8 protein-coding genes are annotated in these 13,663 nt (G+C 57.5%); 2 read left to right on the top strand and 6 right to left on the bottom strand.

Annotation, left to right across the window (positions count from 1 at the left end; all coding sequences use genetic code 11):
* Window positions 1–296: 296 nt before the first annotated feature.
* From Pla52o_RS09335 to Pla52o_RS09325, 3 genes are all read right to left on the bottom strand, one after another.
* Complete coding sequence (locus Pla52o_RS09335; RefSeq protein ID WP_146594344.1) at window positions 297–1,547, bottom strand: class I SAM-dependent methyltransferase; 1,251 nt, start codon at window positions 1,545–1,547, stop codon at window positions 297–299.
* A 149-nt stretch (window positions 1,548–1,696) separates the two neighbouring features.
* Window positions 1,697–3,865 carry a site-2 protease family protein gene (locus tag Pla52o_RS09330; RefSeq protein WP_146594343.1) on the bottom strand — a complete coding sequence of 723 codons (2,169 nt, stop codon included), beginning with the start codon at window positions 3,863–3,865 and terminating at the stop codon, window positions 1,697–1,699.
* 104 nt (window positions 3,866–3,969) lie between these two features.
* Window positions 3,970–5,325 carry a 1-deoxy-D-xylulose-5-phosphate reductoisomerase gene (locus tag Pla52o_RS09325; protein WP_146594342.1) on the bottom strand — a complete coding sequence of 452 codons (1,356 nt, stop codon included), beginning with the start codon at window positions 5,323–5,325 and terminating at the stop codon, window positions 3,970–3,972.
* Between the two features lie 399 nt (window positions 5,326–5,724).
* Here Pla52o_RS09325 and ftsH point away from each other — a divergent pair, with 399 nt between their 5' ends.
* Window positions 5,725–7,968 carry an ATP-dependent zinc metalloprotease FtsH gene (gene ftsH / locus Pla52o_RS09320; RefSeq protein WP_146594341.1) on the top strand — a complete coding sequence of 748 codons (2,244 nt, stop codon included), beginning with the start codon at window positions 5,725–5,727 and terminating at the stop codon, window positions 7,966–7,968.
* Between the two features lie 268 nt (window positions 7,969–8,236).
* Here the strand turns inward: ftsH and Pla52o_RS09315 are convergent, their stop codons facing one another.
* Window positions 8,237–8,995, bottom strand: coding sequence for a metallophosphoesterase family protein (locus tag Pla52o_RS09315; RefSeq protein ID WP_146594340.1), 759 nt, complete (start codon window positions 8,993–8,995; stop codon window positions 8,237–8,239).
* Window positions 8,996–9,162: 167 nt separating this feature from the next.
* Window positions 9,163–9,921, bottom strand: a complete 759-nt coding sequence (locus Pla52o_RS09310; protein WP_146594339.1) for a metallophosphoesterase family protein — start codon at window positions 9,919–9,921, stop codon at window positions 9,163–9,165.
* A gap of 356 nt (window positions 9,922–10,277) precedes the next feature.
* On the opposite strand from Pla52o_RS09310, the gene tsaB reads away from it, so the two are divergent.
* On the top strand, window positions 10,278–11,006 hold the full coding sequence (gene tsaB / locus Pla52o_RS09305; protein WP_146594338.1) for a tRNA (adenosine(37)-N6)-threonylcarbamoyltransferase complex dimerization subunit type 1 TsaB: 729 nt from the start codon (window positions 10,278–10,280) through the stop codon (window positions 11,004–11,006).
* Window positions 11,007–11,192: 186 nt separating this feature from the next.
* Here the strand turns inward: tsaB and Pla52o_RS09300 are convergent, their stop codons facing one another.
* A complete protein-coding gene (locus Pla52o_RS09300; RefSeq protein ID WP_146594337.1) occupies window positions 11,193–13,625 on the bottom strand; it encodes a BNR-4 repeat-containing protein in 2,433 nt (810 codons plus the stop codon).
* Window positions 13,626–13,663 lie beyond the last annotated feature (38 nt).

Genomic DNA, 13,663 nt, shown 5'->3' with positions numbered 1-13,663 from the left:
CACAGTCCCTGTCCGCGGCGTATCAAAACGATCGCGGCCGGAGGAAGCGCGTAAGTATGCCGGTTTCGCTTCGTCACGCAAGCCCAAAGAGGGTGTTTCGTGCCAGCATTTCTTGTCGATTTTTCTGGATCACTGCCGGATGCCAGTGTGATGACGGTTTTCACCGTTTGTGTCGCGCGTTAGGAACGGGCTCGGTGCGCGACAAGGTTCGCGATGATTGAAAAGGATCGCCATGCCAGAGGGGCTCCCCCTGCGATTCGTCGAAGCGGGTGCTGGATCGACGTTGTGAATGGCATTTAATCGGAAAATGCCGCAAAAACGCCCCGCCCCGCACGTCCGATCCACAACCCGATCGGCGTTTCACCGCATTCGCGAAATCGTTTGCTCAGCACCGCGGGGTCATGGCCGCTGCCGCGCACCTTGATCCGTTCGGCGTGGGAGTTGCGACGGCGAAGCTCGCGGCGAATTTTTCGCTCATCGCAACTTCCTGACCAAATCACTTCCCCAACGGTGGCGATCAAACGCACCTTTTCGAGTGTTTCAGAGTCGAGATCGCCCTCGCTCGTCAAAAAGCCGGGGGGGCCGCCGAGTGTTTTAAGCCCATGCTCCATCGCGAACGCTTCGGTTAAACCGGCCGCGCGAATCGCCGCATCGGGATCGACAATCCAGCGTCCCGGCGATGCAACCGACGCCACGCGAAGTGAATCGAGCTTGGCAACGGGGTAATCCCCTAAATCGAAACGGGCGACGCTCCCCCGGTTGTTTACTGCGATCGCGGACAACGAGCCCGAGATCATTCCCGCACGAGTCAACGCATCGCCAAGCAGGAGCGATTGTTCGCGCACGCTGCCAGCGAGCGAAATCCAACAACGGTGGGCGTGCTCCCCGAGATCGGGATCAAGATCGAGTTTCGCTGCGGGAGCCAATTTGATGATCGCCGCGGGAGCCGCCTTGATTCGCGGCATCACTTCGCTGAGTTGTGGTTGATAGTCTTCGGGCCGAGTCGTGCGTTTTCCCCCGATCCGGCGATCGGGGTCCAAGTGAATCGCGGCGTGGGCAGGGATCTCGAGCTGCAAGACATCTTGGCAACGCGTTTCGGCTACTTCGCAGTCGAGCTGTGTTTCGGAGCACGCGTGGCGAAGGTTGGCGGCCGCGTAGGCGATGATCACCGGATCGATGTCGACGGCGATCACCCCTTGGGGTTGACCGGGCCGTTTGGCGAGCTGGATTGCATCGCCTCCGATCCCGCAGCACAGGTCGTACACTAGTTGTTCGCCGAACCAACTGGCCTTTAGCTTTGCGACTTGCCAAGGGGTGGCTTGTTGTAGGGCGCGGTCGGTCGCCCACCAGATTCCGGGGCCCAATTTGTGACGGGCTTTTTTTTGCAGCAACGCAATCGCGGTCAATTCAAGAACCTGGTCCCCCCCTAGCTCGTGGCGAAGTTGTTTGACGAGCGCTGAATTGGGGTTACCCGCTAGCGTCGTTTCAAGCGTTGCGATCGCCGCTTCATAGGCGGCGATCTGCTCGTCGGGGGGGCCTTGTTGCATCGCTAAAGTGAGGGCTCCGGTTAAATTGCGATCGCTTGGGTCGTTGCAGTCGCTTCGGTGGCGCGTTTCACAGCACGTCGCCAAGGAGATCGAGTGGCACGGCGGGCAAGGGGGCCCGCCGCGCAAATGGCATTGAAAAATCGCGTCAATTACAGCAGACGCAGGATGTCGTTGGCAAACACCACCACCATCAGCAGCAGGATCATCAGCACCCCGGCCATCGTCAGCCGCATCTCGAGCTGCTCGTTGAGTTTCTTGCCGCGAATCGCTTCGGCAATCAAGAACACCATGTGACCCCCGTCAAGCGCGGGGATCGGCAAGAAGTTCAAAATGGCCAAGTTCATGCTCAACATTGTCAGGAACAACAATTGGGGCGAGATGCCGCGTTCGGCTTCCTGCTTGGCAAGGTCCATGATCGCCAACGGGCCACCGACGTGACGCATTTTTACGCGACCTTGAGTGGCCATGCGTAAGAAACGGAAGACATCTTGCAAGCGGCGTTTGGCTTCGCGAAATCCGAGCGTCATCGCTTCGGTTACCGACGTGGCCTTTTGCATCGATTCGCTTGCGGTCAACCCAATGCCACGCTCGAACCAAACCCGCTCGTCTTGCTGAACAACAACTTGGGATTCAATCACACGACCTTTGGGAGATCGGGTGGCCAGCACTTGCAGTTCCGTCCCTTCGGGCAAGTACTGAACCGTTTCGATCACGGCTCCCCAGGGCATGGGGCCATCTTTTTCCCAGCCTTTGCGGAGTTGGGCGACCAACGGCTCAAAGCGTTTGTCCTGCAATTGCTTGGGTAATTCGCTATCGGGCGTGATCAATCGGACCGCTTGGAGTTCGTCGCCCGGTTGCAATTCGCTGTCCGGAGCGGGGGCGTCGCCGGCAAGCAGGTTCGGCAATACGCTCGCGACAATGGGCAGCGGGTGGAATGAAAATCCAAAGCGATTGATCGCAATTTCACCCGAAATCTGCGAATCCGGAGCGTGGGTTTGCAGTGCCTCTTGAGGCGTCAATTCGACTTCGATCGTTTTGGCTGCCTCGCCTTCACCCCGTCGCAATGTCATCGAGACCGGTTCCGTTGCGGAGATCAGTTCGAGTGGCATTAGGTAGGCATCGATTTCTTGGTTGCCATTAAACGCCGTGATCACGTCCCCCACTTGGACTCCCGCTTTTGCCGCGGCGCCATCTTCGACGAGGCGGGTGATCGGGCTCATCGCCCAGCGCGCCCCGAGCATCTTGGCCTGTTGCGGCGGCAGCTCGACTTGGTGCTCCGATCCATCGGTCCGCTTAAGGGTCAACGAGATCGTCTTGGTGGGATGCGAATACAGGTAGTTGAAAAAGGGCGTCGAAGGGACGATCAAGTCCTGTTTTACGGGCTGGCCGTCGTAGGCCACGATCGTCGCGCCGGCGTCTTCGGAGGTCAGCACCGAATCGGCGATGCTGCCGGGCATCGCCATCGTTTTTGAGCCCAGTTCGAGCGAGGTTGGGCTGACGATGCCAATCATCCGCACGTCGGCATTTTCCGGATGCGATGCCGTTTTTAGGCTGTATTTGCGAATCCCGTCATCGTAACGGATCGCCAAATCGATGGGCTTGGTCGGATTGTCGAGCCCTTCGGTGAGGATCGCCATTCGCATTTCGCGAAAATGCATCTGATCGTCATGAAAGTCACCTACCGAGACGACTTGTCCGCCCGGTTCAATGCCGGCTTGCCACGCCGGACCCCCAGGCGTGACGCCGCCGATGATCGAGGGGTTGTAGCCGACTCCGTAACCGTACGCGATCGCGGCAAACAAAATGCCGGTGATCAAGTTCATGACCACGCCGGCGCTGATGATGATCATGCGCTGCCAAACGGGTTTGGCGGGAAAACTGCGTGGATCAAGCTGGGCGGGGGCAGCGTCGTTGACATCCTCGTCGCCCTCGGAATCATCCCCGGCAACGCGGATTCGCTTGGCTTCCTCTTCCGCTTTGCGAGGGTCATCGTCCTGACCCAACATCTTGACGTACCCCCCGAGAGGAACGATGCCGATGCCGTATTCCGTTTCGCCGTATTGGAATTTCCCGAGCGTGCGAGGGAATTTGATCGGGCCAATTTGAATCGGCACATCAAAACCAACGTAGAACTTTTCGCACTTCACTCCAAACGATTTTGCTGCGACGAAGTGCCCCAGTTCGTGGACGAAAATGACCAATCCAATGCCAAGGGCGACGAGTCCCCATTGCCAAATCTGGGTCGCCAGCGAAGAGAGAATGCCAGCCTCGTCGGTGGCTGCCAATGGCAAAGCTTGGGCAAGTAGATCGATGAACATATTTTATTGGTGTAGAAGGATTGGTTGGACGATCGTCGATCGAGGGTTCTCGAGCATCGATCGGCGACGCAAAACGCGGGGGGACTCATCCCGTGATTGGCTACTTAAGCATAGTGTTTGCGAACTTCGGCACGAGCCCAACGGTCGAGTTCCAGCAACCGGGTTAGGGTCGGTTGGGTTTCGTGATGATGGTTTTCCAACGCTCGGCGACAAGCGGGCACGATGTCAGTAAAGCGAATTTTTCCGTCCAAGAACAGACCGACCGCTTCCTCGTTGGCCGCATTGACCACCGATCCGGCCGTTCCGCCCACCCGGGCAACCTCGAATCCAAGTTCCAACGCAGGAAACCGCTCTCGGTCGACCGGTTGCAGCGTGAGGTCCCATGGTCGTGACCGGTCCAAGGTTGGCGTTTCGCAGGCCAAGCGTCTCGGGTAGGTCAATGCGTACTGAATCGGTAAACGCATATCCGGTGGGCTCAGTTGGGCAATCACCGAGCCGTCCTCGAATTCCACCATCGAATGGATGATCGATTGCGGATGCACGACGACCTCGATCGATTCGGCAGGAATGTCGAACAACCAACGGGCCTCGATCACTTCGAGTGCCTTGTTCATCATCGTTGCCGAGTCGATCGAGATCTTTTTCCCCATCTCCCAGGTCGGATGTTGGAGCGCCCGTTGAGGCGTTGCGTCGTGCATCTCCTGCATCGATGCATTGCGAAACGGGCCGCCGCTGGCCGTCAGGATCAATTTGCGTGGTTTGCAGGCGGGGACGCCCGAAACCGCAGCTTGTTGCTCCCCCAAGCACTGAAAAATCGCCGAATGCTCGCTGTCGACCGGCAATAACTCGGCGCCGCTGCGGGGAGCATCAGAGGGGCTAGAACGAGCGGGGCTAGAACGAGCGGGGCTAGAACGAGCGGGGCCAGACGGAGTGGGGGTGGACGGAGCGGGGCCAGAACGAGCGGCGACCGATTCAGCCTTCTTCAGCGTCGATTGCACGAGCGAGCCGGCAACGACCAAGGTTTCTTTGTTTGCCAAAGCGACTCGTTTGCCCGACTCCACCGCCGCCAGCGTGCTTTCGAGTCCCGCACGACCGACGATCGCGGCCACCACCACATCGACTTCCGGGGCCGACGCGATCTCGACCAGCGCCTCGGGGCCTGTGACGAGCTGGGTCTTGGCCAGCGATTTTCCGGCGGCGAATGTTGCCGCCGATGCGGGATCCGAAACCGCAATCTGTGTTGGGGGGCGAGTGAATTGTCCCGCTAATTCGCTCAATAATGCGACGTTCCGGTGTCCCGATGCCGCCCATAGGTTCCACGTCGTTGTGGGGTCAATGCGGTCCAAGTGGTGCAGCACGTCGATCGTTGCCGTGCCGATGCTGCCCGTCGCTCCGAGAACCGCGACATTCACCGTGGGGCAATCGTTTCGCTTTTCCAAGCCGCTGTCACGCTGTTGCACAGAAACAGCAGCAGTGGAACTTGCGATAGGATGGCGGGGGTGAGCGTTGTCAGAATCGTCAAAATTCGCGGGCACGAGATTTTCTTGGTCAGGGAAGCGAAGTGTTCAGTGCAAGGGCGAGTGAGCACGGGCGAGTGAGCATGGGTGTGGGGGGGGCACCAGACGAGCACCACGGGCGAAGTCGGATGACCGAAACCTTCGTTACGATCCATCGTCCCATGCGGTTCCGCCCAACATAGGCTTGCCGATCGGTGTGGGCAATCAAACAATGCTTAATAAAGTAAAACGGCGCTCGCGGCGGTGAATCTCGCCGCATGGCTGCCATCGGACTTTCCCACAAGCTACTTTACTGTAACGCAGCGCAAGTAAACAAAATCGAGACTCTTCTCTGGTAACGTAATGACCGACGAAAAGCGAAACGACAAACGAAAGAAATCGGGTAATAACGAACCGCGTTCCGGAGGGAACATGTGGTTGGTGCTCGCCGCGATCGTGGCTGCCGTTCTGCTAAGTACGTTCTTGTTCAGCAATCAGAACCACCGCTTGCGCTATCCCGACCTGTTGACATTGCTGCAAAAGGAAGCGGACGCCCGTAGCAATGAATCCGCCCGTAGCAATGAATCCGCCCGTAGTGATGAATCCGCCCGTGGCGAGGAGTCTGCTCTGCTCGCATCCGACGCCAAACCGGCGGAGCGAGCCGACTCACAGCCGCAATCGGACTCCGAATCGCAGCCCGTCGACTCGCAGACGGAATCTGGCGACGCAAAGCCTGCCGATTTCGAGGGGCCCAATTCGCGGGTCTTGGTCGTCTCGTCGACTAGCGATTCGGAAAAAACGGTCGAATACAGTCGTCCTCGCGATCTGAAAGTGTCCGAGGAAAAGATTACCGGCACCATTTTGTTCCGTGCCCTGGGATCGAGTTCCGCGGACACTGCTCAGCGGAGCCCATTTGAAACGATCCACACCGCGGGCAACGAAACCGAAGATCGACGGCTCGCAGAACTGTTGACCGCTTCGGGAGTGGTTTGGGACAACGATCGCCCCAGTCGGTTTTTTGAGCAGCATTGGCCCGAGTTGCTGATGATTGGCGTGTTGGTGTTGCTGGGGATCATGATGCTTCGTCGCATCGGGGGCGTGGGGTCGCCGATGTCGTTCTCGCGAAGTCGCGGGAAGCTTTACGGTCAAGAGGAATTGCCGCTCACGTTTGGCGACGTCGCGGGGATCGAAGAAGCGGTCGATGAAGTGCGCGAAGTTGTCGACTTTTTAAAGAACAGCGATAAGTACCAATCGCTGGGGGGCCGTATTCCCAAGGGAGTGTTGTTGGTTGGCCCTCCAGGAACCGGCAAGACGTTGCTCGCCAAAGCGATCGCGGGCGAAGCGGGAGTGCCGTTTTTCAGTTTGTCGGGCAGCGATTTTGTCGAGATGTTTGTCGGCGTGGGTGCCGCTCGTGTTCGCGACATGTTCCAACAAGCGACCAGCCGCGCCCCGTGCATCATCTTTATCGACGAGCTCGATGCGTTAGGCAAAAGCCGCAGCGGCAGCGTCGTGGGGGGGCACGATGAACGCGAGCAAACTCTCAATGCGTTGTTGGTCGAAATGGACGGGTTCGATTCGAATTCGGGAGTGATTATCGTTGCCGCAACCAACCGTCCGGAGACCTTGGATCCGGCATTGTTGCGTCCGGGGCGTTTCGATCGGCACGTTTTGGTCGATCGGCCCGATGTCGCCGGTCGTGAGGAGATCCTCAAGGTCCACGTCAAAAACGTTCGCTTGGATGACAAGGTCGAGCTGCGTGAGATCGCGTCGATTACACCTGGTTTCGTCGGCGCCGACTTGGCCAACCTGGTGAACGAGGCAGCTTTGCTGGCGGCACGCGCTGAAAAGCAAACCGTAGGAATCGAGCAGTTCAATGAAGCGGTCGAGCGAGTCACCGCGGGGCTCGAGAAAAAGAACCGCGTCATGAACGAAGAGGAAAAAATTCGCGTGGCCTATCACGAAGCCGGTCATGCGATCGTGGCCGCGGCGCTGCCGAACACCGACCCCGTTCACAAGGTCAGTATCATTCCACGTGGCTTGGCCGCACTTGGGTACACGATGCAGCGTCCCGAGTCGGAGCGTTACTTGATGACGAAGACCGAATTGGAAAGCAACATGAAAGTGTTGCTCGCCGGCACGTTGACCGAAGAGATGACGTTCCAGGATATCAGCACCGGAGCCCAGAATGATCTGGAACGTTGCACCGAGATCGCGCGCAGCATGGTGATGGACTACGGCATGAGCCGGATGGGGCGAATCAATTTTCGCCGCAGTTCGCGATCCGCGTTTCTGGCCAGCAGTGGTGGCGATGGCTACCAAATGAACCACAGCGAAGAAATGGCGAAGATGATCGACAAGGAAGTCGCTCGCATCATTGAAGACGCCTTGGTGCAAACGCGTGAAATCCTCGAGCAACGTCGCGATGTGCTCGAAGCGGTCACCCAGCGATTGCTCGAAGTCGAAGCGATCGACAGTGACGAATTGATGCGTTTGATCAAAGAGAATTCGCGCGGGCCATGGTTGGTGCCTGGAACCGTTACCGAGAAACCCAAAGCCGTCATGCCTCCCGTCGTGGATGGCGATGCACGCAAATCGGAAACGCCCTAAAACGCACGCATGCCGACGGTTGATTTCGTAATTCGAAGGCGTCCGTTTGGAAGTGGCGTTATCGCCATTTTTCCCAGCAAATCATTACCCGACGCGTGAGCGAGTGACCGAGTCAAGGGTGATCGAGTCAAGAGTGACCTGCCCTCGTTGACCAAGCCGCAGCCGCGTTCGCAAGAACGCGGTCCACCGTCGGGCGACACTGTCTACATCAAAATTAAAAATGCTCTCGTGTCCGGTTCGCTGCTGTGGGGGCGTGCACAGGATTGGTTTAGCGGCCTTCTCGCAACCGGTAGCCTAAAAAGTTGTCCAGCTCGGGTTCGGCCTCGATCTCTTTGACCGTTTCTTCAATGTCGTACTCGACTCGATGAAACTCGACGATTTCTTCATCATAGATCGCGTAGCAACTGCGTGGATCCCCGTCACGCGGTTGTCCGACGCTGCCGACGTTGATCATCAATCGCTGGGTTTTGTCCGCGACGCCGTAACCTCCGGCCAACTCCATCGGCCGAATGAAGCGTAATTCGGGGGTGAAGATTCCGGGGACGTGCGTGTGTCCTTGGAAGCAGAGATGCGGAATCATGGAAAACAGCTTTTCCATCTTTTTGTTGTTCTGAGTGTCCTCAGGGAAGACGTACTCGTTGGTAGGGCTTCGCGGGGATCCGTGCACGAATAACACTCCCCCTTCGCGGACCGTGCGGGGCAACTTGCACAGAAACTCCATTCGCCGGCGGCTCGCTTCGGGGCCGTCGCGTCCGCATTCCAATTGGGCTCTCGTCCAAAAAATGGCTTGCTCGGCGGCGATATTGAACCCCTCCGGGTCAAACAACGCACTGCTGTCGTGATTGCCTAACACACAGAAAGCGAATTCGATCGCGTGGTCCAAGCACGCACACGGTTGGGGGCCATAGCCGACGACATCTCCCAGGCAAACGATGCGATCCACGTTTCTGGATTCGAGGTCTGCGAGCACCGCGCGCAAGGCGGCTAAATTACCGTGGATATCACTAAGAATGGCGGTCCGGGTCAATGTACAGGCTCGAATGGATAACGGAGGAACGGTTTACCGATTCACAGCCGTAATCTTAACCCGAAAACCAATCACGCGTCACCTCCGACGTGCGAAGCCGAGTGGGACGCCCGGTGGGACCTGGCTAGCGACCGCTCTAAGGGCGGTGCTGGCCTGGACGGCGCTGATCAACGCCCATGCTTGAGTCGGTCGCCCAGTGCATTGGAAAGTTCGGCGATCGCATAAACCTTATTGGCCGTCACATCGCGGTCATAATCGACTCGCCGGTACGTGACCGTTTTTGCATCGGTATCAAGAATCGCGTAACACGCACGGTTATCCTCATCACGTGGCTGACCGACGCTGCCGACGTTCACCATCGCTTTGGACGCTCCCAATTGATACACGTTGTCGCACTCATCGGGCGAGACAAATTCACACTCGGTCGTGAACACGCCGGGAAGATGGGTGTGCCCCATAAAGCAAACGTACTCGAGCTTGGCAAACAGCACCTCCATCTTGCGTTGATTGAAGATGTCTTCGGGAAAGACGTATTCGTTCGTCGGGTCCCGCGGTGAACCGTGCACAAAACGGTATTCCCCCTGATCAACCAACCGTGGCAACTCACCCAAGAAATCCCATCGCGAATTGATTTGCTGAGCCGATCCCGGACCATTGTCCAATTGGTCACGCGTCCAATAGATCGCTTGCAACGCCATCGGGTTAAAACCATCCGGATCAAACAAGGCCGCTTGATCGTGGTTGCCCAGGATGGTGGCTTGGCAATGCTGCATTACCAAATCGAGGCATTCACACGGATTCGGGCCGTAACCAATCACGTCGCCAAGACAGTAAATCTCGTCGACAGGGATTGATTTAATGTCAGCCAACACTGCAGTCAGTGCTTCAAGGTTTCCGTGAATGTCACTGATCAGCGCGCGTTTCACTAAAAGACTCGGTGGTGGGAAGCTGGTGGAAAGGGAAAATGTTTACCGTAGACGAATCTTTAATTCGTGAAAAATTCGTTCAACAGAATCGCACTAGTCCCTTGTGCGATATTTAGCGTGTGAACGCCAAGACTAAAGTGTAGTTTACAGCATTTTTTTTGGGCAATCCCATCAACGGTCGTTCCCTCTCGAAATCATGGCGAGGGGGGACGGGCTGCCGGGCATGATCAAGTTTACCGAATCCGTTACATTGTGGGGATCATAGGCATTTTATCTACAACGCTATCAAGACGTGGTTCATTCTCGTCGTCTTTCCGCGTTGCCTTTCTCACTCGGTTCGGAAGCCCGCGACACTCATGAACGTTGGAAATCCACGCGAATTGCCGATTCAGTTGGCGATCGAAACGACCGGCAAGACGGGATCGGCGGCGCTCATGCGGGGAACCGACGTGTTGCTGCAACGCCAAGTGGGAGAGCAATCGCGTACCGCGGCAGCGATCGGCCCCTGTCTGGATGAAATGCTTGCTTGGTGTCGATCGGAGCAGAAAAAGATCGATTTTATTTCGGTCGCCGACGGTCCAGGCTCGTTTACGGGGCTGAGAATTGGCGTGACCGCTGCAAAAATGCTGAGCTACGCGCTGCAATTGCCACTGATTTCGGTCGATTCACTGGCCTCCGTCGCGGCGGTCGTCTTCGCGGAGCACACCGATGTCGATGCGTTGATCGTGGGGTTGGATGCGTATCGCGGCCAGGTTTTCACAGGTCAGTTCGCACGGACTGAAATTTTACCCGAGCTGGATGCGATTCCAACGACTTGGACTCCATATCCCGCAACGGTTCAAATTGTCAGCTCCGAAGCTTGGGCCGCTTTGCTGGCATCCGGCTTGGAAGCTTCCCTGGGATTGGCTGGGGATGCGAAGCCATTTGGAGATCGAGCCGAGCAGCGATTGACTCGCTCGGCGGTCGATGCGTTTGGCGTCGGGTTGATCGCGCTGCGCGCGGCAAACCAATCGATGTTCCGCGATCCATTTGAATTGGTCCCACGCTACCTTAGGCCCAGTGCGGCCGAAGAGGCGCTCGGCTAACCGACGAACCTGCTAACTCGCAAATCGAGTGGTTCTCAGAAATGTTTCGCTCACGCCTACCCCCGATACGCGCGATCGCCTGGCTAGTGCCATTGGATAAATGAGGTGGGATTCAAACCGTAGCTGCGTTCGCCAGAACGCGGTCCACCGTCGGGCGACGGTAGCAACCTCAAAATTCAGAACGCACTAGTCGTTCCAGTGATCATCGCGCGCCAGTTCCCAGGTTTCTCCGCCATCGGGGCTGGTCAGAAGCTTGCGGCGGGATCCGACATGATCATTGCGATAAAACCAGAACGTGGACCAGTAGTCGTACGATAACCACAATCGATCTTGGTGATCGATCGTTAAACGATGGTAGAAAACGCTGTATTCTGAAAATGCGGAGACAACGAGTGGCACTGGATCGCTCCATGGCTGGCCGGGTGGTTTGCGTGAATACGCCAACACCGCATGATGACTATCGGGATGGGGCTGTTCGCCCATACGCCACATGCGGTAAACGGCGTGCAGCGTGCCGTCTTGACCGCTAACCAACCCAACGTACGTTTGCCTGACGTCCGCGATCGGCTCGGCGGCAGTCCAACCTGCTGCGGAATCGTTCGGTTGCAGCGATCGGCCGTAGGGGAATGGTTTTCCGTGCGTGCCGATCAACAAATGCAAAAATCCTTCACCGTCCATGGTAATGCTCGGCGTGTTGTGAACATCATTGGCCGGCGGACCATAACCGACCAAGGTTGGTTGGCTCCGTTTCTTCGTTTTGCGACTGTAGGTGACAACGTATCCAGGCACCCCGGCAACCTTTTGTTTTGGATCCGTAGCCTCGCCCCAGGCGACATGCACCTTGTCGCCACGTGAAACGACCGACGATGGGATGCCCGAATGAGCTGAGAATCCGATGCATTGATCCGAGATCGCAATCGGATCGTTGATCAAGATCTCTCCCTTCACCTTTTCGGGCACAAACAAATCCAAATTGTGAACCCTGCGCCAGATCAGCTTCGGATCGGACGCCGTCCGAGCGTAGCGAACAATCGGCGGCGGGCCGGTCGGCACGTTGTGCCCCGAAAAGGTTTCCAGGTCAAATCCGCGAGCAAGGGTTTCATGGCCCGGGATCGGGTAGGCGGTGAAGCGACTGCCATGATCCGCCGAGTGGAGTAGCACCGCCGTCGAGCCACGCATGCCCAAGATGTAGAGATCGTCGTCTTGATCAAACGCAACCTTGGTACTCGAGACGGCAATCGGGCCATCGCCAACGGCGGATACGCGCCCCGCCTTGCTCAGATCGCTGGAAATCCAACGCCCCCGTTCTCGGCGCCACAGCCGCCGACCGGCTAGCACGTAGGGCCGATTCTGTGGATCAAAGTAAACTTGGTTGTCGGTCGGGTAATCGGCGCTATAGCCAAACTGTTGGTTCTCGTGCTGGTACGGCTTGAGCGTGATCGGCATCTGCAATGCAGAAGACGCCGGCGAAGGACCCGGTCGGACGGTCAACGAGGCATAGGTTGAGAACTCAGGGGCGTTTGCCGGTGTCGCACGAAGATAAACCCGCTGAGCAGCGTCCTCGCTTGGTGATGGAAAAGAGACGGTCACCTCGGCCGATGCCTTTGGCTTTAATCGGACGTGGTCATGCGACACCGTCGCCGACCACGGTCGTTCGGGGAACAGCAGTTCGAGTAAGATCGTTTGCGGTTCAGGTGAATTGTTGTGAATTCGAAACGTTTGTTTACCGTGCTGCTCCGCGTTGTGATAAACGGTTTGCTGATACGGAGTCACGAGCCAACGAAATGGGGCAAGCGGAAACCATGCGTCGCGTCTTGGAGTCCAATAGCCCTGGTTCCGATATTCATCTCCGCGGTCCCAACGGGTAACCCCATCGATATGAACCGTCGCTTGGTAGGCATCGAGATGAAGACGCCACGGTCGATCACCGCGAGAGGAGTCCGCGGGAAATTTGCCAACCGCTTGGCGTTGGGAATCCACTGGGATTGTTTCCACCAAGGCGTCGTCGGCATCAAACACCGAAACCTGGCGAAGGGAGGCGGGGAGGTCGGTTAGCTCGACACCAAACGCGCTGGGGCGAGGAAGAAAACAGAGATCGCCGGCATGCTCGGGCGAGTCAACCACGATCGGTTCTTCATGCGCCGAGTCACGATGGCCACGCGAGGTTTCGATGACGTGTTGTGCGCAATTGGTTCGGAAACCCCAACGCATCGCGGTGCCATAGCGATCATTCGAGACGGTAATGTTGAGCGCATAGATCCCCTTGTGTAGGACCTTTGTCGAGAATCGAATCCGCTGAGTCGGTCCCTTCACGCCGCGCGCCAAATGATCATCGGGAATGATTTGCTCCGCGACGATGCTGCGATCGGGCGCAACCAAAATCGCGCGTAACGAGGTCTCGCGGGTCGAGCGATTCAAATCTTGTTTCTGTACGTCGATGATCAACTCGCCCGGTTCCGCCAACAAGTAAACCCCCCCGACGCCGCCTAGGTTTAACGTGATTTCGCCGTCATTGAGCTGGTCGGGCAACGGGGCCGGCGACGTCGCGCCGACCGCGACGTTGGTGGCAATGAAACTCAACAGCAGGGTGCCGATGGATCGTGCAAGCAGGGAGAGCATGATGAAAGAGAGAGGGTGGGGGGAGAGTTCGTTGCGGC

This window comes from Novipirellula galeiformis, assembly GCF_007860095.1.
Classification (GTDB): domain Bacteria; phylum Planctomycetota; class Planctomycetia; order Pirellulales; family Pirellulaceae; genus Novipirellula; species Novipirellula galeiformis.
This window is presented reverse-complemented; position numbering and strand designations above follow the sequence as displayed.

Coding starts and splice junctions, on each gene's coding strand:
- tsaB (WP_146594338.1), top strand. CDS start 10,278: ATGAACGTTGGAAATCCACGCGAATTGCCGATTCAGTTGGCGATCGAA.
- Pla52o_RS09330 (WP_146594343.1), bottom strand. CDS start 3,865: ATGTTCATCGATCTACTTGCCCAAGCTTTGCCATTGGCAGCCACCGAC.
- Pla52o_RS09335 (WP_146594344.1), bottom strand. CDS start 1,547: ATGCAACAAGGCCCCCCCGACGAGCAGATCGCCGCCTATGAAGCGGCG.
- ftsH (WP_146594341.1), top strand. CDS start 5,725: ATGACCGACGAAAAGCGAAACGACAAACGAAAGAAATCGGGTAATAAC.
- Pla52o_RS09300 (WP_146594337.1), bottom strand. CDS start 13,625: ATGCTCTCCCTGCTTGCACGATCCATCGGCACCCTGCTGTTGAGTTTC.